This is a genomic window from Streptomyces gardneri, from assembly GCF_006539185.1.
GTDB lineage: Bacteria > Actinomycetota > Actinomycetes > Streptomycetales > Streptomycetaceae > Streptomyces > Streptomyces gardneri.
Genome location: NZ_BJMN01000053.1, coordinates 42,497 through 64,263, shown reverse-complemented (window position 1 = coordinate 64,263; position 21,767 = coordinate 42,497). Strand labels below are relative to the sequence as shown.

At 73.0% G+C, this 21,767-nt stretch carries 19 protein-coding genes and 1 pseudogene; 12 read left to right on the top strand and 8 right to left on the bottom strand.

Annotated features, from left to right (window positions below):
* Positions 1-84: 84 nt before the first annotated feature.
* Together SGA01_RS33845 and SGA01_RS33840 are read right to left on the bottom strand one after the other, a co-directional pair.
* Positions 85-951: an ABC transporter permease gene (locus SGA01_RS33845; protein ID WP_141301507.1), complete on the bottom strand. Its 867-nt coding sequence runs from the start codon at positions 949-951 to the stop codon at positions 85-87.
* The gene (locus SGA01_RS33840; RefSeq protein ID WP_141301505.1) at positions 948-1,919 is read right to left on the bottom strand and encodes an ATP-binding cassette domain-containing protein; all 972 of its coding nucleotides are present in this window, start codon (positions 1,917-1,919) and stop codon (positions 948-950) included. The genes SGA01_RS33845 and SGA01_RS33840 overlap by 4 nt, the downstream gene beginning before the upstream one ends.
* A gap of 188 nt (positions 1,920-2,107) precedes the next feature.
* Here SGA01_RS33840 and SGA01_RS33835 point away from each other — a divergent pair, with 188 nt between their 5' ends.
* Positions 2,108-2,698, top strand: coding sequence for a hypothetical protein (locus tag SGA01_RS33835; RefSeq protein WP_190133569.1), 591 nt, complete (start codon positions 2,108-2,110; stop codon positions 2,696-2,698).
* Here the strand turns inward: SGA01_RS33835 and SGA01_RS33830 are convergent.
* From SGA01_RS33830 to SGA01_RS33810, 5 genes are all read right to left on the bottom strand, one after another.
* Positions 2,656-3,075: a hypothetical protein gene (locus SGA01_RS33830; RefSeq protein WP_141301503.1), complete on the bottom strand. Its 420-nt coding sequence runs from the start codon at positions 3,073-3,075 to the stop codon at positions 2,656-2,658. The genes SGA01_RS33835 and SGA01_RS33830 overlap by 43 nt on opposite strands.
* Positions 3,076-3,167: 92 nt before the next feature.
* On the bottom strand, positions 3,168-3,608 hold the full coding sequence (locus SGA01_RS33825) for a RidA family protein (protein WP_141301501.1): 441 nt from the start codon (positions 3,606-3,608) through the stop codon (positions 3,168-3,170).
* A complete protein-coding gene (locus tag SGA01_RS33820) occupies positions 3,605-4,837 on the bottom strand; it encodes an MFS transporter (protein WP_141301499.1) in 1,233 nt (410 codons plus the stop codon). Before SGA01_RS33820 ends, SGA01_RS33825 begins: the two co-directional genes overlap by 4 nt.
* A 48-nt stretch (positions 4,838-4,885) precedes the next feature.
* Positions 4,886-5,359, bottom strand: a complete 474-nt coding sequence (locus SGA01_RS33815; RefSeq protein WP_141301497.1) for an RrF2 family transcriptional regulator — start codon at positions 5,357-5,359, stop codon at positions 4,886-4,888.
* A 107-nt stretch (positions 5,360-5,466) separates the two neighbouring features.
* Entirely contained in the window at positions 5,467-6,801 is a 1,335-nt protein-coding gene (locus SGA01_RS33810) for an aminotransferase-like domain-containing protein (RefSeq protein ID WP_141301495.1), read from the bottom strand.
* Between the two features lie 110 nt (positions 6,802-6,911).
* Here SGA01_RS33810 and SGA01_RS33805 point away from each other — a divergent pair, with 110 nt between their 5' ends.
* From SGA01_RS33805 to SGA01_RS33765, 9 genes and pseudogenes are all read left to right on the top strand, one after another.
* Entirely contained in the window at positions 6,912-7,715 is an 804-nt protein-coding gene (locus SGA01_RS33805; RefSeq protein ID WP_141301492.1) for an alpha/beta fold hydrolase, read from the top strand.
* A gap of 37 nt (positions 7,716-7,752) precedes the next feature.
* Positions 7,753-8,178 carry a DUF7144 family membrane protein gene (locus tag SGA01_RS33800; protein ID WP_141301490.1) on the top strand — a complete coding sequence of 142 codons (426 nt, stop codon included), beginning with the start codon at positions 7,753-7,755 and terminating at the stop codon, positions 8,176-8,178.
* A gap of 11 nt (positions 8,179-8,189) precedes the next feature.
* Positions 8,190-8,669 carry a hypothetical protein gene (locus tag SGA01_RS33795; protein WP_229918487.1) on the top strand — a complete coding sequence of 160 codons (480 nt, stop codon included), beginning with the start codon at positions 8,190-8,192 and terminating at the stop codon, positions 8,667-8,669.
* Positions 8,670-8,710: 41 nt separating this feature from the next.
* Positions 8,711-9,706: an endonuclease/exonuclease/phosphatase family protein gene (locus SGA01_RS33790; RefSeq protein ID WP_141301524.1), complete on the top strand. Its 996-nt coding sequence runs from the start codon at positions 8,711-8,713 to the stop codon at positions 9,704-9,706.
* A gap of 17 nt (positions 9,707-9,723) precedes the next feature.
* Complete coding sequence (locus tag SGA01_RS33785; RefSeq protein ID WP_055642547.1) at positions 9,724-9,960, top strand: DUF2630 family protein; 237 nt, start codon at positions 9,724-9,726, stop codon at positions 9,958-9,960.
* Positions 9,961-10,210: 250 nt separating this feature from the next.
* Positions 10,211-10,729: pseudogene (locus SGA01_RS33780) on the top strand (GtrA family protein); the annotation flags it as partial.
* Positions 10,730-10,933: 204 nt separating this feature from the next.
* Positions 10,934-12,898 carry an FUSC family protein gene (locus SGA01_RS33775; protein ID WP_141301488.1) on the top strand — a complete coding sequence of 655 codons (1,965 nt, stop codon included), beginning with the start codon at positions 10,934-10,936 and terminating at the stop codon, positions 12,896-12,898.
* A 329-nt stretch (positions 12,899-13,227) separates the two neighbouring features.
* Complete coding sequence (locus SGA01_RS33770) at positions 13,228-14,706, top strand: APC family permease (RefSeq protein WP_055642546.1); 1,479 nt, start codon at positions 13,228-13,230, stop codon at positions 14,704-14,706.
* Between the two features lie 138 nt (positions 14,707-14,844).
* Positions 14,845-15,846: a hypothetical protein gene (locus SGA01_RS33765; protein WP_141301486.1), complete on the top strand. Its 1,002-nt coding sequence runs from the start codon at positions 14,845-14,847 to the stop codon at positions 15,844-15,846.
* Positions 15,847-15,880: 34 nt separating this feature from the next.
* Here SGA01_RS33765 and SGA01_RS33760 read toward each other — a convergent pair whose 3' ends face one another.
* Positions 15,881-17,941: a PhoX family protein gene (locus SGA01_RS33760; RefSeq protein WP_141301522.1), complete on the bottom strand. Its 2,061-nt coding sequence runs from the start codon at positions 17,939-17,941 to the stop codon at positions 15,881-15,883.
* Between the two features lie 271 nt (positions 17,942-18,212).
* Between SGA01_RS33760 and SGA01_RS42375 the strand changes: the two genes are divergently transcribed.
* Entirely contained in the window at positions 18,213-20,036 is a 1,824-nt protein-coding gene (locus tag SGA01_RS42375; protein WP_229918485.1) for a VWA domain-containing protein, read from the top strand.
* Between the two features lie 308 nt (positions 20,037-20,344).
* Positions 20,345-21,532 (top strand): 4-hydroxybenzoate 3-monooxygenase, encoded by a 1,188-nt coding sequence (locus SGA01_RS33745; RefSeq protein WP_141301484.1) that lies wholly within the window; start codon positions 20,345-20,347, stop codon positions 21,530-21,532.
* Positions 21,533-21,767 lie beyond the last annotated feature (235 nt).

Below are 21,767 nucleotides of genomic sequence, written 5' to 3'. Positions count from 1 at the left end.
GTACCGGACGCCCCATCGGCCTCCGGCACCGCCGATGCTGGGCCTTCCCCCGCGGGGAAGGTCAACCACCCCGCCCGCCGGCCCCTACTTGCGGTTGTACAGCCTCATCGTGACCCAGCCGAAGACCAGCACGAACAGCGCCGACCAGCCCAGCACCCAGACGATGTCCGTGCCCGGCCACCGGCCCGCCATCAACTCGCGTACCGCCGTCGCCAGATGGGTCACGGGGTTGTTGTTCACGAAGGCCTGGAGCCAGCCCGGCATCGTCTTCGGGTCGACGAAGACGTTGGAGAGGAAGGTGAGCGGGAAGATCACCATCATCGAGACGCCCATGACGGACTTCTCGCTGCGCAGCAGCAGGCCGAACATCGTCCAGATCCACGAGAACGCGAACGAGAACACCATCAGCAGCGCGACACCGAGCAGGATGCCGACGATCCCGCCGTCCGGCCGGTAGCCGATGATCACGCCGACCGTGAGCATGACCGCCGAGGCGATCAGATAGCGGACGACGTCTCCGAGGAGGTAGCCGACCATCGGCGCGGGTCGCCAGATCGGCAGGGTCCTGAAGCGGTCGAAGACGCCCTTCTCGATGTCGGTGTTGACCGAGACGCCCGTGTACATCGTGATCATCACGACGCTCATCACGAGGATGCCCGGCAGCAGGAACTGGACGTACTCCGAGACCGAGCCGGCCAGCGCGCCCCCGAAGAGGTACGTGTACATCAGCACCATCATGATCGGGAACGCCGTCACGTCGAAGAGCTGCTCCGGCACGTGCTTGATCTTGAGCATGGCCCGCCAGCCGAAGGTCAGCGACGCGGAGAGCGCACTGGGGCGCGGCGGACGGGACCGGCCCACGAAGAGCGCCGCGAGTTCGTCCGCCTTCGGCGCGACGAAGTCGAGGGCCTCGGTCGACTGCGGGTCCTTTCCTGTGGTGACGGTGGTCATGCCGTCGTTCCCTTCCGGTCGGTGAGGGCGAGGAAGACCTCGTCGAGACTGGGCTGCCCCAGGGCGAAGTTGTCGACCGTGATCCCGGCCCGCGACAGCTCGGCCAGGGCGCGGGCCGCCTGTTCGGCGGCGCCCAGGTCCGTGCCGTGGCCGTCGACGGTCGCGGTGAGCGCGACCGGGTCCGGGTCGAGCTGGACCGTGGCGTTCAGGGCGCTCCGCAGGACCCGCTCGGCCTCCGGGCGCTGCTCGGGGTCCCGGAGCCGTACGTGCACCGCACCCGAGCCGACGGAGGCCTTCAGCTCGCCCTTGGTGCCCTCGGCGATCACCTTGCCGTGGTCGATGACGGCGATACGGGCCGCCAGCTGGTCCGCCTCGTCCAGGTACTGGGTGGTGAGGAGGACCGTGGTGCCCTGGGCGACGACCGCGCGGACGATGTCCCAGACCTGGTTGCGGCTGCGCGGGTCGAGCCCGGTCGTCGGTTCGTCGAGGAACAACAGGTCGGGGGTGTTGAGGATGGACGCGGCGATGTCGATACGGCGCCGCATGCCGCCCGAGTAGTTCTTGACCTGCTTGTCCGCCGCCTCCGCCAGCCCGAACGCGGCGAGCAGCTCCCCGGAGCGCGCGCGGGCGTCGGGGCGGGTGTGGCCGAGGAGTCTGGCGAGCAGGACGAGGTTCTCGGTGCCGGTGAGGTCCTCGTCGACGGAGGCGTACTGGCCGGTGAGGCTGACCCGGCCGCGCACCGCGTCGGCTTCCCTGACGACGTCCCTGCCGAAGACGCTGGCCCGGCCGCCGTCGGGGCGGAGGAGGGTGGCGAGCATCCTGACGGCGGTGGTCTTGCCGGCGCCGTTGGGGCCGAGGACGCCGTAGACGGTGCCGGCGGGGACGCGCAGGTCGATGCCGTCGACGGCGCGGTTCGTACCGAAGACCTTGACCAGGCCCTCGGTCTCGATGGCGAGGTCGGTGGTCATGCCGTTCCTCCGGGATGACGGGAGTACGGGACCTTTCCGTGCTGCTGTCGGAAAGAGAGCGCTTCTCCCAGTCTCCGTCGCACCGGCACCGATCGCCACGTCGGACGAGCGCCCCTCCCCCGCGCGGCGGAGGCGGACCCGCCCCCGGGGCGACGTCCCGCCCCGGGGCCCGGCGGGACGCTGGACGCATGACGAAGATCAAGGCCCCGCCCGACGTGCCCCGTTGGGCCGCCCTCGCCGCCCACGCCGTACCGCTCGTCACCCTCCCGTCGGGGCTGTGGCGCCTCGCGCTCGTCGCGGGGCTCCCGGTCACGCAGGACGCCGAGCTCGGCGCGATGGGCTTCTGGGTGTCCGCGTACGTCGTCTCCCTCAGCGTCGTCTCCGAGCTGCTCGCCTTCCTCACCCTGGGGCTCGTCCGTTCCTGGGGCGAGGTCTTCCCCCGGTGGATGCCCTTCCTCGGCGGGCGCCGCGTGAACCCGGCCGCCGCGACGGCCGCAGCCTTCGCCGGGGTGGCGGGGCTGTGCGCCATCGCCGGGTGGGGTGTGTACGCCTCGTACGCGGACCTCGGACCCGGCATCCCCGCCTCCCCGGCACAGGAGGCCCTGCTGATCGCCTGCTACGCGCCCCTGCTGGCCTGGCCGGTGCTCGTCGCCGCCGTGGCGGCCTCGTACTACCGGCGCCGGACCCGGGCCGCGGGCTCTGGCTCTGGTTCGGGCTCTGGTTCTGGCTCGGTGCGTCAGTACGGCGCCGGGCGGCCCTCGGCGTCCTCGTGGGTGTAGTAGAGGTAGAAGGCGCCGGCGGTGACGCCCGCCCCGACGATCAGGCCGAGGATCGTCGCCGACAGGATGCTCACGTCGGACAGGCTGTAGAGGAAGCCGACCGCGATGCCCGCGAGGCCGCCCCAGGCCGCCGCGTGGAGCTCGCGCGGCAGGGTGCGGCCGTAGCGGTGGATCGCGTACACCGCCCCGCCGAAGACGATCGCCGAGACCAGTCCGAGCCAGAACAGTCCCCAGGTGACCGGGGCGCCGGACTTCTGGATGAACGCCGCGTAGAAACCGTAGATCACACCGAGCGCGACGGGCATCGCCCAGACGGGCATCCCGCGGCTGGTACTGCTCGCCCGGCGCCGGGCCGGTACCGCTGCGTGTGCGGCCATGGCTGGAGCTCCTTCGTCTCGCCCCCAGGCTCTGCCCCCTGGGTGTCCCGCACCCTCCAGGGCACACCCGCGCCCGGCGCCCCGCAAGTGGATCAGCCGGCCGGCCGCACCGCGACGGCGTCGATCTCGAAGAGCATGCCCGGCAGGGCGAGCGCCGCGACCCCGCTGAGGGTCTGCGCGGGCAGCCGCTCGCCGAAGTGCGCGTGCAGGGCCTTGCCGAGGACCTCCAGCTTGGCGAGGTCGTGCTCGACGACGTACGAGCCGAGGCGGACGACGTGGGCGAGGCCGAGGCCGACGCCCTCCAGGGCGAGCCGCAGGTTGGTGAGGGAGAGCTCGACCTGGGCGGCGAAGTCCCCGGGGACGGGGGCGCCGGTGGCGTCGGAGGCGTACTGGCCGCCGACGAAGACGAGCTCGCCGGGCGCGGAGACGGCGTGGCTGTAGCCGAAGGGGGTGGGGTCGTGCAGCGTGGCGGGGTTGGTGATGACGCGCTGGTCGGCGTGGGCGGTGTGGTCGGTGACGGGGGTCTGGCTCATGAGTGATCGTTCCTTCCGGAGAGGGCGGCCACCGGGACGGCGGCCAGGGTGAGCGCGGCGCCCGCGAGGAGCACCGCGGTGAGGTCGTACGCGTCGGTCAGCAGCCCGCCGAGGAGGGCGCCGAGGGCGATGGCGAGGCAGAAGACGCTGACGTTGAGGCCGGTGGCGGCCTCGACGTCGTCGGGGGCGGCCGCCATGAACCAGGACTGGAGCGCGACCGAGACCCCGCCGTAGGCGAGCCCCCACAGGAGCAGCAGCCCGGCACCGGCCGCGGGAGTGGTGGTGAGGGCGAGGAGGAGCAGGACGGTGCCGAGGGCGGCGGCGATGACCGCGAGCGTACGGCGGGGGGAGCGGGCCGCCCGGGAGCCGGCGAGGAAGTTCCCGGCGACGCCCGCGAGGCCGTAGCCGAGGAGCAGCGCGCCGAGGAGCGCTTCGGGGGCCCGGGCGTGGTCGGTGAGCAGCGGGCGGACGAAGGAGTACGCGAGGAAGTGGCCGGTCACGAGCGCGAGGGTGAGCAGCAGCCCGGCGCGGACGCGGCGGTTGCGGCGGGGCAGCGCGGCGAGTGCGGCCAGTGCGCCGAGCCCCGTGCCTCGTGCCGTGGGTGCTCCGGGGCCCCGTCCGGGGAGGCGGGGCAGCAGGGTCAGGAGGGCCGCTGCGGCGAGCAGGGAGAGGAGGCCGGTGGCGGTGAACGCCCAGCGCCAGCCGATCCGTTCGGCGACGACGGTGGCGGCGGGGACGCCGAGGACCGAGGCGGCCGAGACTCCGCCGAAGACCACGGCGGTGGCCCGTCCCACGGCGGCGGGGGCCACGAGCCGGGGCGCGAGACCTCCGGCGAGGGCCCAGAAGCCGCCGATGGCGAGACCGAGGAGGACGCGGGCTGCGAGGACGACCGCGAGGTGTCCGGCGACCGCCGACACGAGGTTGGCGACGGCCGCGAGGAGCATGAGCGCGACGAGGAGCGTCCGGCGGTCGGCGCCGGCCGCGCGGACCGTGACGAGGGGCGCGGCGACGGCCGCGACGAGGCCGGGCACGGTCACCATGAGGGCCGCGGCGCCCTCGGTGACGGACAGGTCGGCGGCGGCCGGGGTGAGCAGTCCGACCGGCAGGAGTTCGGCGGTCATGACCGTGAAGATGCCGAGCGTGACGGCGGCGACGGCGGGCCGCCCGGACGGTCGGCGCGCGATGCCAAGATCACGCTCTTCAACCTCTTCAATCTGGATATCTAACATCCAGAATAACCTCCTCCGGATACCCACCCCGGAGGGAGGGCGGTCGTGTCAGACGTTGGCGAACCAGTGGCGGATCCGGTCGGGCGCGGCCGGCGCCTGGAGCTCCGCCCGCTCCCGGACGTCGTCCAGGGTCTGGGCCATGAGCTCGCGCCGCCAGGCCAGTTCGGCCCGCCCCATGGCACCGGCGATGGCGCACTCGGCGGCATACGACCCCGCCGGCCCGGCCCCCGGCCCCTGCTGCCGGATCTCGGCGCAGCGGAAGGCCTCTTCAGGGCCTTCGACGGCGGCGACGACATCCATGAGCGTGATCCGGTCCAGGCCGCGCGCCAGCCGGAAGCCACCCTTCGGCCCGGAGACCGAGGTGACGATCCCGGCCCGGGCGAGCGCCTGGAGCTGCTTGGTCAGGTACGGGGCCGGCAGCTCGTGATAGGCCGCGAGGCGCGCGGCGGTGACCGCCCGCTCCGAACCGATCCAGGCCAGGTTCAGGCAGCTGTGCAGCGCCCACTCCACACCTTCGCTCATCCTCATGATCCTGGACTTTACATGTCCTGAATAGGGAAGGCAAGGACGGACCGAGCCCCTGGCCGGCGCGGGCGCCGCCGGTGTCGCCCTCGCGGCATCCGCGCGTGTCAGGCCTCTTCGGCGGCCAGCGCCGCGAGACGGGCGAGCGCCCCGTCCAGGACCGCGCGGGGCGGTGACGCGAGGCCCACCCGGATCGCGTCCGGGGCCGTGCCCGGGCCGACCGCGAAGGCGCTGCCGGGGGTGACCGCCACACCCGCGCGCCCGGCCGCCGCCGCAGTGAAGGTCTCCGCCCGCCAGGGCGCGGGCAGCTCCCACCAGCAGTAATAGGCGTGCGGGGAGGTCCGGACCGCGTATCCGTCGAGCCGCCGCCGGACCAGGGCGTGCCGGGCCGCCGTGTCCGCGCGCTTGGCCGCGACGGCCTCGGCGACCGTGCCGTCCCCGGCCCAGCGGGTGGCCGCCGCGAGCGCGAGCCCGCCCGCCGTCCAGGCCCCGTACCGCAGCGCCTCCGCCACCGTCGCCCGCAGCCGCCCGGGGACGACGAGATAGCCGACGGTCAGCCCGGGGGCGAGCCGCTTGGACAGGCTGTCCACGAGCAGCACCCGCTCGGGGGCGAAGGCGGCGAGCGGCGGGGGCGCGGCGCCCGGTGCGAGGAACGCCCAGGTCGTGTCCTCGACCGCCGTCAGGTCCAGGTGGCGCAGCAGCTCGGCCAGTTCGGACCGCCGGGGCTCGCTCATGGTCGTGGAGAGCGGGTTGTGCAGGGTCGGCTGGAGGTAGACCGCGGCCAGCGGTGTGGCCCGGTGGGTGGCCGCGAGCGCCTCCGGCCGTATCCCGTCTTCGTCGAGGGCGAGCGGCACCAGCCGGATGCCGAGCCGTTCGGCCACCGCTTTGACCAGCGGATACGTGAGCGCCTCGACGCCCAGCCGGCCGCCGGGCGGGACGAGCGCGGAGAGCGCGGCGGCGATGGCCTGGCGGCCGTTCCCCGCGAAGAGGAGGCCCTCGGGGTCCGGCGCCCAGCCGGGCCGGGCGAGGACGGACACCGCCGCCTCCCGGGCCTCCGGGGTCCCGGTCGCGGCGGCCGGACCCGAGACGGCCTCGGCCAGGACGTCGGGCCGGGCGAGCGCCGCGAGCGCGCGGGCCATCAGCTCCGACTGCCCTTCGGCGACCGGGTAGTTGAGCTGGAGGTCGACGGGAGCGGCCCCGGTCGCCTCGGCGAGCGCGGGCCCCGGCAGCGGTGGCGCGGCCCGCACGAAGGTGCCGCGCCCGACCTCTCCGACGGCCAGGCCCCGGCGGGCCAGCTCGCCGTAGACCCGGATGGCCGTCGAGTTCGCGATCCGGTGGCGGCGGGCGAACACCCGCTGCGGCGGCAGCCGGTCACCCGGCGTCAGCCGCCCGTCCCGTACGGCCGCCTCGACCCGGTCCGCGATCCTCCGGTACTCCTCCATGCCGGCCCTCCCTCGATTCCCTCGATTCACCGATTGCATCGCTTGCATCGATTGCACCGAGAGCAAAGATCTCATTGCACCGAGCAATCGCCGCTGCCTAGCCTGCCGTCATGCGCTACACCGACAACCTCGCCACCCGCCTCTACTTCGAGGACCGGGGCAGCGGCCCCGCGCTCCTCCTCGTCCACGGCCACCCCTTCGACCACACCATGTGGCAGCCCCAGATCGACCGCTTCTCGCTCACGCACCGGGTGATCGCCCCCGACCTGCGCGGCTACGGCATCACCCCGCTCGGCGCGACGGCCTTGACCGAGATCACCGGCCTCGGCGACTTCGCCGAGGACCTCGTCGACCTCCTCGACGACCTGGGGATCGAACAGGCCGTCGTCGCGGGCCTCTCCATGGGCGGCCAGATCGCCATGGAGCTCCACCGCCGCCACCCCGAGCGCGTCCGGGGCCTCGTCCTCGCCGACACCTTCCCCGCCGCCGAGACCGAGGAGGGCAAGGCCGCGCGGAACGCCATGGCCGACCGGCTGCTCAAGGAGGGGATGCAGGGGTACGCCGACGAGGTCCTGGACCGGATGGTCGCCCCGTACAACACCCATGCCGCGCCGCACGTCCACCGCATGATGTGCGCGACCGACCCGGTCGGCGCCGCCGCCGCGCTGCGCGGCCGGGCCGAGCGGCCCGACTACCGCGAGTCGCTCACCACCGTCGCCGTCCCCGCGCTCGTCGTGGTCGGCCGGGACGACACGTACACCCCGGTCGAGGACGCGGAGGAGATGCACGCGCTGCTGCCCGACTCCACGCTCGCCGTGATCGAACGGGCCGCGCACCTGCCCAACCTGGAGCAGCCCGAGGAGTTCGACGCCGTACTCGACTCCTACCTCCGCTCACTCGTTCGGCTCAGCTGAAAGTTCGGAATCGTACGAACACTCCGACGATGGGGTCATGAGCCAGAACACCGCACCCCGCAAGCCGAGCACCTCCGGCGCCTGGGCCTCCGGCGGCACCCTGTTCGCCGGTGTCCTCATGCTGGTCACCGGATTCATGGACGTCTTCCAGGGCATCGCCGGCATCGCCGAGGACGACGTCTACACCCGGGTCGGCGACTACGTCTTCAAGTTCAACCTCACGACCTGGGGCTGGATCCATCTGATCCTCGGCGTCATCCTCGCCATCGCCGGCTACGGCATCCTCAAGGGCGCCGAGTGGGGACGGGTCGCCGGTATCGCACTGGCCTCCCTCAACGTCCTCTTCCAGTTCCTCTTCCTGCCGTACCAGCCGTGGTGGGCGCTCTTCTCCATGGCCATCTCGATCTTCGTGATCTGGGCGCTGGCCACGGACGACGCCTACGGCACGCACGAGAAGTTCTGAGGCGGCCGCCCATGAGCCGCACCGGACCCACGAGAGCCACGAGACCCACGAGACCCACGAGAGCCACCGGAATCGCGCTCTCCCTCGCCGCCGCGACCGCCCTCGCCCTCACCTCCACCGGCTGCGACACCGTCACGGACAAGGCCGGCGAGATCGTCTCCTCCGCCACGGCCGCCGTCGCCTCGGCGGCCCAGGAGAAGATGGACGAGGTCAAGGACGGCGTGAACGCCACGGCCGACGTGAAGGCCGGCGGGACGAGCACCGACGGGGACCGCACGGTCGCCGAGATCACCGCGACCAACCCCAAGGACAAGAACGCCGACTACACGATCATGGTCAACTTCCGTGACGACAGCGGGAATCTCCTCGACGCGGTCGTCCTGAACATCAACGGCGTCGAGCCCGGAGCCTCCAAGTCGGGTACGGCACGCAGCAATCGGACGCTCTCGGGCACCACGACCGCGGAGATCGCACAGGCTTTGCGACACTGAAAGGCGTGGACCGAGCACCTGGCGTCATCGCCGCACCCGTGATGAGAGCGGCTGCCTCTGCGGCCCCCGAAACGCCGCCCCTGCGGCCCAGGCACCGCCTCACCGCCTGGGCCGCGGGGCTGCTCCTGACCGTGCCCGCGCTGATCAGCGCCTGCCGCTTCCTCGACACCGACGGGATCACCCCCGTACCGCAGCTGCTCTCGATGCTGCCCTGGCTGGCCGTGCCCGCCGGGCTCGGGCTGCTCCTGGCCGCCGTCGCCCGGCGCCGGACGCTCACCGTCCTCGCCGTCCTCGTCCTCGGCGCGGTCGGCTGGAGCTCCCTGCCCTACATGCCGCAGCTCGTCACCGCGTACGGGCTGCCGCTGGCCCAGGTCCGGGTGCTCGCCGCCAACGTCGAGTTCGGCCAGGGCACCGAAGCGCTGGTCGACACCATCCGGCGCGAGCGCCCCCAGATCGTCTTCGCCTCCGAATGCGACCGCGCGTGCGGACACGCCCTGACCACGGCCTTCGCCGCCGAACTCCCTCACCACGCCTCGGTCGACGCCGAGGGCTCCGCCGGCTCCGTCCTCCTCAGCGCCTACCCGCTCACCGACGAGCGGGTCGTCCCGGCGGTGATGGGCATGCCGGGCGCCACGACGAAGATCGCCGGGAAGTCCGTACGGCTCCAACTCGCCCACCCGATGCCGCCGCTGCCGGGCCACATCGGCCCGTGGAAGCAGGAGCTCGGCCGGATCGAGGACGAGGCCGCCGCCCGGCGCCCCGAGCCGCTGCTGCTCGCCGGGGACTTCAACGCCTCCCAGGACCACGCCGCCTTCCGCGCGATCCTCGAAGCCGGCCGCCTCCAGGACGCCGCCCGGCTCGCGCGCGTCAGCCGCACCCCCACCTGGCCCGCGGAAGGCCCCCTGCCGTTGTTCGTCCAGATCGACCACGTCCTGGTCAGCGAGGACTTCAGCGTCCGGAGCATCCGCTTCCTCGACATCGACGGCTCCGACCACCGGGCCGTCCTCACCGATCTCGACCTGCGCGGAGAGCGCTGATCGGCCACGCTGAAAACATGGACAACGAGGAGATCCTGGACGACATCAGCGCCCTCGTCGAGGAGGAACGCGCGCTGCGGCAGCGCACGGGCGGCCTCCTCCCGGAGGAGCGCGCCCGCCTCGCCGACCTGGAGGTCAGGCTCGACCAGTGCTGGGACCTGCTGCGCCAGCGCCGCGCGAAGAGCGAGTTCGGCGAGGACCCGGACACGGCCGCCCTCCGCCCGGCCGCGGAGGTCGAGTCCTACCGCAACTGACCGCGCTTCCCCACCACAAAGTGCAGGGGGCGGTCGAGCACGACACGTGCGCCGCTCCAGCCGCCGACCCCAGGATGAGGAACCCTGCCACTCCATGGCGCCACTCATGGCGCCATTGACGCCACATATGGCTCGCCATGGCGCCATGCGTGTGCCATGATGGCGTCATCGGTGATGCACACCCCGCTGCCCACGGGCGGGCGGGTGCGCATGTCGCGGAGTGAGCCAGCGGAGGGGTCGGGGTCGGATCATGGAGACAGCACAGAGCCGGCGGCACGCGACACCCGGCGCCCTCACCGCGTTCGCCCGCTTCGTGCTCTGCGGCGGCGGGGTGGGGATCGCCTCCAGCTTCGCCGTGACGGGCCTCGCCTCCTGGATCCCCTGGCTCCTGGCCAACGCCCTGACAGCCGTGGCCTCCACGCTCCTCTCCACCGAACTGCACGCCCGCTTCACCTTCGGCGCCGGCGGGCGCGCCACCTGGCGCCAGCACACGCAGTCGGCCGGTTCCGCGGCCGCCGCGTACGTGGTGACCTGCGGCGCGATGCTGCTCCTCCAGCAACTGGTGACGGCACCGAGCGCGACGCTCGAACAGGCCGTCTACCTGACCGCCTCGGCACTGGCCGGTGCGGCGCGGTTCGCGGTGCTGCGCCTGGTCGTCTTCGCCCGAAACCGCTCGCGGGCCACGACCACGATCCGCACCGCGGCCCCGGCCCCGATCCGCACCGCGGCCCCGACCCCGACCACGCCCCGGACCGCGGCGACGGCCGCGACCACCACCACGCCCCCGACGACGCTCACGACTCGCACCGCGACCGCCTCCCGCACCGCCCGCATCCCCCGGCCCGCACACCCGACCGCGGCCCGCACCGCGCCGCGCACGTCACCCCCGGCCGGCCGCACCGACCTCTGCCGCGCGGCCTGACCACGCCGCCGGGAGCCCGTCCCGCGTGCCGCGCGACGTAAGTTGGAGGGCATGGCACGCCCCGCTCGGCCCGTACGGCTCTCCCCGCCCACCTGGCTCACGGCCGGGCTCCGGCCCGCCCCCACCCCCATCCCCTGGGCCGCCGTCGTCCGCGCGTCCGTCGCGCTCTCCGCGCCGCTCGCCGTCGGACTCGCCGCCGGGCAGCCCGCCTACGGCGCCCTCGTCTCCATGGGCGCCCTCTCCGGCGTCATCGGCGACACCGCCGACGCCTACCGGATGCGGATCTACAACATCGCCGTGCCGCAGCTCTTCGGCGCCCTCGGCGTCACCCTCGGCACCCTCGTCTTCGGCCACGGCTGGCTCGCCGTCGCCGTCCTCACCCTCGTCGCGCTCGTCTCCGGGATGATCTCGTCGATCGGCGCCGTCGCCTCCGTATCGGGCCTCCTGCTCCTCCTCAACTGCGTGGTCGGCGCGGGCCTCCCCATGCCGGACCCCTGGTGGAAGGCACCCCTCCTCCTCGGCCTCGGCGGTCTCTTCGTCCTCCTCCTCACCCTCCTCGGCTGGCCCCTGCGCCGCGCCGCCCCCGAACGCGCCGCCGTCGCCGCCACCTACCGGGCCGTCGCCGAGCTGTACGAGGCCACCGGAACCACCACCGCCTACGACGAGCAACGGCAGGCCGTCACCGCCTCCCTCAACCAGTCCTACGACCTGCTCCTCGCCCGCCGCGCCCGCCAACACGGCCGCGCACCCCACCAGGTCAGACTGCTCTCCCAGCTCAACGTCCTCGTCCCCCTCCTCGAAGCCGCCCCCGCCGCCCACCTCCGCGCCCGGCTCGTCGGCCCGCTGCCCGCCGCGATCCCCGCCGCCGTACGCGAACTCGCCGACGCCGTCGAGGAAGGCCGCACCGGGACACCCGTACTCGACCTGCCGACCCCCGAACGGCCCGCCGAGAAGGCCGTCGACCACGCCCTGCGCCACGCGGCGGCCGTCGTACACAAAGCCGACCCCGACCCCTACAACGTCGACGACCGGCTCGGCCGCCCCGCCGCCCTCCGCGTCCGGGTCCGCCGGGTCTCCCGCGACGTGATGCTCTCCGAGGCGTCCTGGCGGTACGGGCTGCGCCTCGCGCTCTGCATCGGCCTCGCCCAGGCCCTCGTCTCGCTGATCGCCGTCCCCCGCTCGTACTGGGTCGCGCTCACCGTCACCTTCGTCATGAAGCCCGACTTCGGCTCGGTCTTCTCCCGGGCCGTACTCCGCGCCTTCGGCACCGTCGCCGGCCTCGTCCTCGCCGCCCTCGTCCTCGCCGAAGTCCCGAGAGGCTGGTGGGACGTGCCCGTGATGATGGTGCTCGCGGCCCTCATCCCGGCCTTCTCCGCCAAGGGGTACGCCTTCCAGACCGCGGCCATCACCCCCGTCATCCTGCTGCTCTCCGACACCCTCAACCAGCAGGGCTTCGACCTGGTCCTGCCCCGCCTCTACGACTCGCTCATCGGCTGCGCGATCGCCCTGGTCGCCGGCTACCTCCTCTGGCCCGAGTCCTGGCACACCCGCATCGGGGACCGCCTCGCGGACGCCGTCGCCGACACCGCCGCGTACGTGGAGAGCGCCTTCGCCCCCACCCGGCCGCGGAACCATGCGACCGAGCGGCACCGGGCCCGGCGGAAGCTCTACCGGGACCTGTCGACCGTCCGCTCCGAGTTCCAGCGCGCGCTGACCGAACCGCCGCCCACCGGCACCCGGGCCGCCGCCTGGTGGCCGCTCGTCGTCGCCGTCGAGCGGATCATCGACGCGACGACCGCGGCCCGGATCCGCGTCGACCACGGAGCCCCGGACCCGGACCCCTCCGAGGTCGCCGCCGTGGAGCGCGAGTTGCGCGGGCTGTCCGAGGGACTGCGCTCCTCGGAGACGCTCGTGGAGGTCCGCGCGGAGCTGCCCGGCGACGAGAGCGGAGTCCTCGCACCCCTCCGCCAGGAGGTCCGCGCGGCCCGCGCCATCGCCGGTCCCGACCTGCGGTAAACCTCGCCCGAGGGGCGTACGGACGGACTTACCGGCGGTCACGGAACGGAACCCTCCCCACTGCCGTTACCGAACGCCATCCGGGCGACTACGATGCGCTCGATTCCCCGAGATTCGCCGAGCACCGAAGAACGCCCGAGATCCACAGCTATCCACAGCGATCCCCATCAACTCCCCACGATCCACCCAGATCCACCTGGTTCGCCCCGGCCCCACCCCGCTCCACCGTGCCCCACCGCAACTCCCCCGCGCCCCGCCGTGTCGCACAACCGGCCCGACGGGCGGACCACTTCGCCCTGCCTCACCCCCCGCGCCCCGAGGACTCCGCCATGCGCACCACCCACAGCAGAGGGCTCCAGCCCAATGTCCTCGGCACGTTCGACACGATCGTGATGGCCGTGGCGGGCAGCGCGCCCGCCTACTCGCTCGCCGCGACCACCGCCGTCCTCTTCGGCGCGGTCGGCTTCGCCGGACCCGCCGCCCTGCTCTACTGCGCGATACCGATGTTCGGCATCGTCCTCGCCTACGCCCGCCTCGGCCGCATCGACGTCAACGCCGGCGCCGGCTACTCCTGGGTGGGCCGCACCCTCCACCCCTTCCTCGGCTTCCTCTCCGGCTGGGCCCTCGTCTTCGCCGCCACCGTCTTCATGGTGGCCGGCTCCCTGCCCGCCGGTGCCCTCACGCTCTCCCTGATCGACCCGGACCTCGCGAACCACACCCCGCTCGCGGCGGCCGTCGGCGCCGGCTGGTTCCTGATCATGCTGCTCGTCGTCCTGGGCGGCGCCCGGCTGACCGTGCGGGCCCAACTCGTCATGTCGGGCGTCGAGATGCTGATCCTCATCGGCTTCGTCCTCGCCGCCGTCCTGCACCGGGGCCACGCGACCGCCTTCGACTGGTCCTGGTTCGGCCTCGACCAGTTCGACGGCACCCAGGGCTTCGCCGCCGGCGCCCTCATCGCCGCCTTCTACTACTGGGGCTGGGACGTCACCAGCAACCTCAGCGAGGAGACCCGGAACAGCCGCCGCACGGCGGGACTCGCCGCGCTCGTCGGCGTCGGCTTCGTCTTCGTCCTCTTCGAGGCCTTCACCGTCGCCGTGAACGTCCTGCTGACCACCGAGGAGATCCGCACCGCGGGGCCCAACGTCCTCGCCGTCCTCGGCCAGGAGATCTGGCCGGGCGTCGGCGGGAAACTCCTCGTCGTGGCCGTCGTCCTCTCGACCGTCGCCACCCTGGAGACCACCCTCCTCCAGGTCACCCGCTCCCTCTTCGCGATGGGCCGCGACCGGACCCTGCCCGCCGCGCTCGGCACCGTGCACCGTCGCTGGAACACCCCGTGGGTCGCGATCACCGCCGTCGGCGGCGCCGCGCTCCTCATGTTCGCCGCCGCCGCGGCCGCCGAGTCCGTCCAGCGGATCCTCAGCGACGCCGTCGCCGCGATCGGCCTCCAGATCGCCTTCTACTACGGCCTCGCGGGCATCGCCGCGGTCGTCGCGTACAAGTCGCTCCTGCTGCGCTCCGTACGGAACCTGATCCTCGGCGGCCTGTGGCCGCTGCTCGGCTCCGGCTTCATGCTCTGGTGCTTCGTCGAGTCCCTGGGCGAGCTCTCGACCACGGCCCTCACCATCGGCCTCGGCGGACTGCTCGTCGGCGTCGTCCCGCTGCTCGTGTACTGGCGCAAGGGCAGCGACTACTACCGCCCGGCCCGCCTGGACGCCGTCCGCGCGCTGGCGGCCACGGAGGACTCGGGCCCGTCGACACCACGCCCCCGCGGAAGCGCCCGGGACAAGAGCTACGCCACAGACTTCTGACCCGACTTCCGAACCGCCCTCAGAAACAACCCCTGAACCAACTCCTGAACCGACGACATCTGATGACGTACGAGATCACGCACGAGATGTAGCAGAGCAACAGCACCACCCATCGGCAGCCGAACCGAAGGAGGCCCCATGGCCGTCGTACGCCGCCGCTCCGCACGCTCGGCGCGCCAGGCGCGAGCGGAGCGCTTCGCGCCCGACTTCGACCCGGACTTCGGCGACCGCGCGCTCACGGAGGCGCGGCACGACATCGTCATCGGCCGCTGGCAGGGGGTCCGCGACCTGCTCGCCGCCACGGGCGACGACTGGACGCGCCGCACGCACCGGCTGCGGCTCCTCTCGCATGCCGCCGCCGGCAGCTCCACGGTCGAGACCTGGCGTGCGGCCGAGCCCCGCAACCCGGACGCCGCCGTGCTGCGGGCGGCGACCGAGGTCGTCCGGGTCTTCGACGCGGCGATCGCGGCCGGCCGGGGCGCCGCCGTCGAGCGGGGCCGGATCGACGCCGCGGTCGACGCCTGCCGGGGCGCGGCGGAGGCGGCACCGGCCGACCCCATGCCGTGGGTGTCGCTGCTCTCGGTGGCGAGGCTGTACGAGGGCGGGGTGGCGCGCCGCGAACTTCGGCACTGGTTCGACGAGTTGCGCCGCCGGGACCCGTACAACACCGAGGGGCACATCCAGGTGCTGCGCTACTGGTCGGCGCGGTGGCACGGCACGCACGGCAGCATGTACGACTTCGCGCGCGACGCGGCGGGCGTGGCGCCGCCCGGCTCCCCGCTGCCCGTACTCGTGCAGGTGGCCAGGGTCGAGGAGTACCGGTACATCGCGGACGGGGCACTCGGACGGGGCCCGGTGCGGGGCTTCGACCAGCACTGGAAGCACGAGCTCGCGGTGACGGAGCTGCGCCGCACGTACGCGCGGTGGATCGGCGGCAGGGACCCCCAGCGCCCGGTGGCACCGGAGGAGGTGGGAGACCTCAACTTCCTCGCGCATGCGGCGTGTTACGCGGGCCAGGTGGAGATCGCCAGGGAGTTGCTGGGGATGCTGGGTGTGCGGGCGGCCTGGGTGCCGTGGGCGTACACGGGGGACCCGGAGGAGCAGTTCACCAGATTCAGGGAGGGCCTGGGGGTGGAGTGAGAGAGCCCCTCACTCCACCCCCGGGTCACTGTCCTCAGACGCCGATGTCGCGGCCGTCCGTACGCCAGACGGAGACGACCGACGGACGGACGATCTTGCCGGGTCCGTCGGGCCACTCCGACTTCGGGTTCTCGACGGAGGCGCCGTCGAGCTCGCCCGGGTGCTGCACCGAGACCAGGACGCGGCGGTCCTGGATGATCGGGCCGCAGGTCTCGGCGCCCTTCGGCACGGTCAGGAACTGCTTCAGCTCACCGCGCCGCTCGCCCTGCGTGGCGACACCGAACAGGCCGTCGTGCGAGCCGAGCTGGTTGCCGTCGGTGGAGATCCACAGGTTGCCGTGCGGGTCGAAGGCCACGTTGTCCGGGCAGGAGATCGGGGAGACCTTCTCCTTCGGGAAGCCGGCGAAGTAGGTGGCGGGGTCGTTCGGGTCGCCGGCGACGAGGAAGAGCCGCCAGGCGAACCCGTCGGAGGCCGGGTCGTCCCAGTGCTCGGCGAGCTCCAGGATCTGCCCGTGCTTGTTGAGGTTGCGCGGGTTGGCCTCGTCGGCGCCCGGGTTGGTGCCCTTGCCGCGGTTGGAGTTGTTGGTGAGCGCGACGTAGACACGGCCGCTGCGCGGGGACGGCTCGACGTCCTCGGGGCGGTCCATCTTCGTCGCACCGACCTTGTCACCGGCGAGACGGGTGAAGACGAACACCTCGTCGGCGGTCAGGCCGGGGACGTGCGAGACGGCGCCGTCGGCGGAGGCGGTGGCGAGCGGGATCCACTGACCGCTGCCGTCGAACTCGCCGTCGTTGGGCAGCTTGCCCGTGCCGTCGATCTCGGCGGCCGGGGAGTCGCCGGTCAGCTTGGCGACGTAGAGGGTGCCCTCGTCGAGAAGCGTGAGGTTGTGCTCACGGGCGGCCCGCGAGCCCCCCTTCTTCATCCGCTTGCTGGAGACGAACTTGTAGAAGTAGTCGAAGCGCTCGTCGTCGCCCATGTAGACGACCGGACGGCCGTCCTCGGTGAGACGGGGCTGCGCGGCCTCGTGCTTGAAGCGGCCGAGCGCGGTGCGCTTGCGGGGCGTGGAGTCGGGGTCGTACGGGTCGAGCTCGACGACCCAGCCCTGACGGTGCACCTCGTTGGGCTCCTGGCGGAGGTCGAAGCGCTTGTCGAACCGCTCCCACTTGCGCTCGGAGGCGCCGGTCCCGACGCCGTAGCGCTTGTCGGTGGCGGAGCTGCCGAAGGCGAAGTACTGGTTGAAGTTCTCCTCGCCGTGGAGTGTGGTGCCCCACGGGGTGGTACCGCCGGCGCAGTTGTTGAGCGTGCCGAGGACGATACGGCCCTCGGGGTCGACGGAGGTCTTCACCAGGTCGCTGCCGGCGGCGGGGCCGGTCAGCTCGAACTCGCTGGTGGTGTGCAGACGCCGGTTCAGGTGGTGACGGGTGACGGGCGTCAGCTTGCCGGAGCGGTGCTCCTCCTGGACGACGACGACCGAGAGGCCGTGCGCGGCCCAGGCGATCTCGACCTGCTCGCGGGTCGGGTTCTCGGAGTCGTAACCCCGGAACATGAGCACCTCGTCGGTGTACTCGTGGTTGGCGACGAGGACCTGCCGGTGGTGCTCACCGCGCAGCGGCAGCAGGGAGAGGAAGTCGTTGTTGTAGCCGAACTGGCCGGCCTGGGCCTTCGCCGTCTGCTTCTCGGAGTCGAAGGCGGGTGTGCCGCGGAGGATGGGCTCGCCCCAGCGGATGACCACGTTCTGGGCGTAGCCGGCGGGGACGGTGACCTGGTCGGCGGTGTTGGGCGCGACGGCGGCGAAGCGGAGGCCGCGAGCGCCGTCGACCTTGCCGGAACCGGGCTTGCCCGGTCGCGCGACGGCCTCGGGGGCACCACCGAGGACGACGGCGCCACCGGCGGCGGAGGCGACGGTCACGACGGCGGCCGCGCGGAGGGCCGACCGGCGGGAGAGCACACCGGCTATGACGTCGCCGACGTACTCGTTGTCGCTCGTGTTGGGCACCTCGTGGAAGCAGGCGTCACCACACCGGAACCGGCAGGTGAGAGCGGAACGGCCGCCTCCGTGGGGGTTCGTGCTCAGGAGCGGCAGCAGTTTGCGCACTTCGTCCTCCTCCGGCGCACACTGCGCCGACATGGTGTCGGGAATCCTTCGGCGGCGACGCTATGTGCGCACATCTGCACAGGGGCGGCGCCGGAGTGAACGCCGAATGAATGCGCGGCAACCGGAGGCGACCGGGTCACGGAGGAGGTAGGGGGTGGCCGCTAACCTTACGTGTCCGCCCTGGCCAGGGATGAACGTCCCGAAACGCCCAGTACGGACATTCACACTGCACCCACTCATGCGAAAGGGTTCGCCCATGGGTATTCGGAGCATGCTGCGCAAGGTATTCGGCCGGGACCGCGAGGACACCCCGGCGACCTCCGTCCCGGCCCAGACGCGTGAGGCCTCGTCCACGGACGCCTCCCCCTCGACGTCCCCGGACACGAAGGAAGCCGAGGCCCGCCGCGCGGCGGACGACCTGGTAGCGGCGTCGTTCGACAACCCGCAGGTGCCGAAGGCACGGAGCGGGGAGACGTCGGAGACGTCGGAGACGTCGGAGACGGTGAACGCGTCGGACGTGGTGGACACGGCGCAGGCCGTGGAAGCGACGGAGACGACGGACGCGGCGGTCACGGCGGAGACGACGGAGACTGAGACTGCGGCCGTCGAGGCGGTCGAGGCCGAAGCGACGGAGACTGCGGCCGTCGAGGCGCCCGAGGCCGAAGCGGAGGCGACCACCGAGGCGAAGGCGGTCGAGGCGCCGGAGGCTGAGGCGGAGGCCGAGACGCCCGCCGCCACGGTCGAGACCGAAGCCACCGAGCCGGCTGCGCCGCTTGAGGCCGAGGCCGAGGCCGACCAGGCGGAGCCCGAGGCGGCGACGGCGGTCGACACGACCCCGGCCACTCCGGCGGAGCCGGAAGCGGCCGCCGCCACGGAGGACGCTGCCGCGTCCGAGGCCGCTCCGCAGGAGCGGGAAGTGGAGCCGGAAGCGGAGACGCCGGCCGCAGAGGCCGAGTCCGCTGACGCGGACGCGGACGACGCGACCCCGTCCGCCAGCGCGGCGGCGGCCGAAGTCGCTCCGCAGGAGCAGGAAGCGGAACCCGCGGCGGTCGTCGCGGCCGACGACGTGAGCCCGGCCGAGGCCGAGGTTGTCGCCGCCGAGGCGCACGTCGGCGAAGCCGCGGGCGTTGACGCTCCGGAGGAGCGGGCGGACGCGGCGGAGCCGGAGGCCACGGCCACTGGGCCGGAGGCCGACGCGGTCGCCACGGACGACGCTGCGGTGTCCGAGACCGCTCCGCAGGAGTCCGAAGCGGAGCTTGAGGTGGCCGCTGCCGCTCCGGCGGAGCCGGAGGCCGAGGTCGAGGTCGAGACCGAGGTGGTCGTGGCCGTCGCCGCTGCCGCTCCGGAGGAGCAGGACGTTGCCCCGGTGGAGCCGGAGGCGGGCGTCGGCGAAGCCGACTCGGACGGGGACACGGACGCGGACGCCGACGCCGCGCCCGCCCTCCCCCTCGCCCAGCTGAAGGCCGCCGCCCCGCACCTCGCCGACGCTTACAAGGCCGCCGGGGCCGCGCTCAAGAAGCAGGGGCTCACCGGGGCGCGGGCCGCCGTGTACCTCGTGGTGGACCGGTCCGGGTCGATGCGCGGGTACTTCAAGGACGGCTCCGTGCAGCGTCTCGCGGAGCAGACCGTGGCCCTCGCCGCGCACCTGGACGAGGACGCCACCGTCACGACCGTGTTCTTCTCCACGGACATCGACGGCACCGTCGAGCTCGCCCCCGCCGACCTCACGCCCACCCGCGTCGAGGAGATCAACGGCACGCTCGGCCGCCTGGGCCGCACCAACTACCACCGTGCGGTGGAGGAGGTCCTCGCCCACCACGAGAAGGCCGACCCGACGCGCCCCGCCCTGGTCGTCTTCCAGACCGACGGTGCGCCCGAGTCGAAGACGGCCGCGACGCAGGCGCTGGCCGAGGCGGAGGGCCGCCCGCTGCACTGGCGGTTCGTGGCCTGGGGCGAGGAGGACAACAAGGCCTTCGACTTCGTCCGGAAGCTCGACGGCACTCCCCGTACCGCCACGTTCTTCGCGGGCGTGACGCCGGTCGAGACCGCGCATGCCGCCTTCTACCGCGGCCTGCTCGCGGGCCTGGAGTTCTGAGGCCCGGAGAGGGCGCGTACAGCCGATCAGACGGTGTGTTTCACGGCGCGGGCCGGGTCCGGGATTCTCCCGGGCCCGGCCCGTCGGCCTGAGCGGGGGCGTCACGCTCGTCCTGACCTCGACCCGATCTCGACCCGACCGCGACCCGACCTCGGGGGGATCCGGGGCTCCTCCGGGCGCCCTTCCGCAGCAGAATCCTTTTCTCTTTCTGTGCGGCATTCGGGTGATATTCAGCAGCCGTGGAGTTTCACCACCCCCTAAGATCCACTTCCGTGACAGAAAGTCAAAGCTCTTTTCCGACAACGGAGATGGCTGGTTCCGCCGAGGTCGTGATCCTCGGCGCGGGGCCCGCCGGGCTGATGCTCGGAAACCTCCTCCTCCGCAGCGGCATCGACTGTGTCGTCCTGGAGCGTGCGAGCCGGGAGCACGTGCAGCAGCGGGCGCGGGCCGGTTTCCTCGCCCCGCACACCGCGGCGCTGCTCGCCCGGCACGGCCTCGACGAGGGGCTGCGCAAGCGCGGGCAGGAGCACAGCGTCTGCGAGTTCCGTACCGAGGACGGGCGCTTCCGCCTCGACTACCGCCTGCTCGGCAAGGGCGAGCCGCACACCGTCTATCCGCAGCACGAGCTGGTCACCGATCTCGTCGGGCTCTTCCTCGGGGCCGGCGGGCGGATTCACTTCGACACCGAGGTGCTCGACGTGACCGGCGTCGAAGGACCGCGGCCCTCCGTGACCGTGCGGGATGCGGACGGGCGGTCCGCGCACTGGCGGGCAAGGTACGTCGCCGCCTGCGACGGACGGCACGGGGCGGGCCGGCGCGCGCTGCCGCCCGGCGCGGTGCGGCGCCGCCATCGTGACCACGGGGTCTCGTGGCTCGGGCTGCTGGCCGAGGCGCCTCCGAGTCTCGACGCCGTCGGATACGCCACGCACCCACGGGGGTTCGCCGGGCACATGGCCCGTTCGCCCGAGGTCACCCGGTACTACCTCCAGTGCACGCGCGGCACCGAGGTGGACGACTGGTCCGAGGAGCGGGTGTGGGACGAACTCGACCTGCGGATGCGGGCCGAGGAGTTCGGGCCGCTGCGGCGGGGACGGATCATCCAGCGCGCGGTCGTCGACTTCGAGTCGGACGTCCTCGAACCGCTGCGCCACGGCGCGTTGTTCCTCGTCGGTGACGCCGCGAGCCTGATCAGCCCGTCCGCCGCCAAGGGAGCCAACCTGGCGGTGCTGGAGGCCGACATCCTCGCCCGCGCCCTCGCCGACGACCTGCTGCACGGCGACGCCGAGGGGCTCGACCGGTACTCGGAGCGGTGCCTCGAACACATCTGGCGTGCCCAGGAGTTCTCGCACTGGATGATCCAGCTCCTCCACCGCGTGCCCGGTCCCGACGGAAGCACCTCGCCCTTCCAGGAGGGGCTGAGGCGGGCCCGTCTGAAGGCGCTGCGGAGCTCCCGTACCCAGCAGGACTGGTTCGCCGAGAACTACGTCGGCGTCTGACCGACCCGCCGACGACGGCGAACCGGGACCGAGTCCTGTTCGTCGTGCCCTGAGCCCGCCGACCGGGTAGGCCGCGTCCGGCACGACCCCACGGGCCCCGTCCCCGGCCCGAATCCACCCGGCACCGGGCACCCGACCCCCGGCACCACCCGGCCCGGCCCCGCCCGCCCTGCCTCGAACGGCGCCCCGCCACACCCTTCCCCCCTCCCCCTCCCTCCCGAGCCCGGCCCCAAGG

Coding starts and splice junctions, on each gene's coding strand:
- SGA01_RS33745 (WP_141301484.1), top strand. CDS start 20,345: ATGGCTGGTTCCGCCGAGGTCGTGATCCTCGGCGCGGGGCCCGCCGGG.
- SGA01_RS33795 (WP_229918487.1), top strand. CDS start 8,190: ATGAGCCGCACCGGACCCACGAGAGCCACGAGACCCACGAGACCCACG.
- SGA01_RS33840 (WP_141301505.1), bottom strand. CDS start 1,919: ATGACCACCGACCTCGCCATCGAGACCGAGGGCCTGGTCAAGGTCTTC.
- SGA01_RS33835 (WP_190133569.1), top strand. CDS start 2,108: ATGACGAAGATCAAGGCCCCGCCCGACGTGCCCCGTTGGGCCGCCCTC.
- SGA01_RS33770 (WP_055642546.1), top strand. CDS start 13,228: ATGCGCACCACCCACAGCAGAGGGCTCCAGCCCAATGTCCTCGGCACG.
- SGA01_RS42375 (WP_229918485.1), top strand. CDS start 18,213: ATGCTGCGCAAGGTATTCGGCCGGGACCGCGAGGACACCCCGGCGACC.
- SGA01_RS33790 (WP_141301524.1), top strand. CDS start 8,711: ATGAGAGCGGCTGCCTCTGCGGCCCCCGAAACGCCGCCCCTGCGGCCC.
- SGA01_RS33775 (WP_141301488.1), top strand. CDS start 10,934: ATGGCACGCCCCGCTCGGCCCGTACGGCTCTCCCCGCCCACCTGGCTC.
- SGA01_RS33825 (WP_141301501.1), bottom strand. CDS start 3,608: ATGAGCCAGACCCCCGTCACCGACCACACCGCCCACGCCGACCAGCGC.
- SGA01_RS33845 (WP_141301507.1), bottom strand. CDS start 951: ATGACCACCGTCACCACAGGAAAGGACCCGCAGTCGACCGAGGCCCTC.
- SGA01_RS33810 (WP_141301495.1), bottom strand. CDS start 6,801: ATGGAGGAGTACCGGAGGATCGCGGACCGGGTCGAGGCGGCCGTACGG.
- SGA01_RS33765 (WP_141301486.1), top strand. CDS start 14,845: ATGGCCGTCGTACGCCGCCGCTCCGCACGCTCGGCGCGCCAGGCGCGA.
- SGA01_RS33805 (WP_141301492.1), top strand. CDS start 6,912: ATGCGCTACACCGACAACCTCGCCACCCGCCTCTACTTCGAGGACCGG.
- SGA01_RS33830 (WP_141301503.1), bottom strand. CDS start 3,075: ATGGCCGCACACGCAGCGGTACCGGCCCGGCGCCGGGCGAGCAGTACC.
- SGA01_RS33820 (WP_141301499.1), bottom strand. CDS start 4,837: ATGTTAGATATCCAGATTGAAGAGGTTGAAGAGCGTGATCTTGGCATC.
- SGA01_RS33800 (WP_141301490.1), top strand. CDS start 7,753: ATGAGCCAGAACACCGCACCCCGCAAGCCGAGCACCTCCGGCGCCTGG.
- SGA01_RS33785 (WP_055642547.1), top strand. CDS start 9,724: ATGGACAACGAGGAGATCCTGGACGACATCAGCGCCCTCGTCGAGGAG.
- SGA01_RS33815 (WP_141301497.1), bottom strand. CDS start 5,359: ATGAGCGAAGGTGTGGAGTGGGCGCTGCACAGCTGCCTGAACCTGGCC.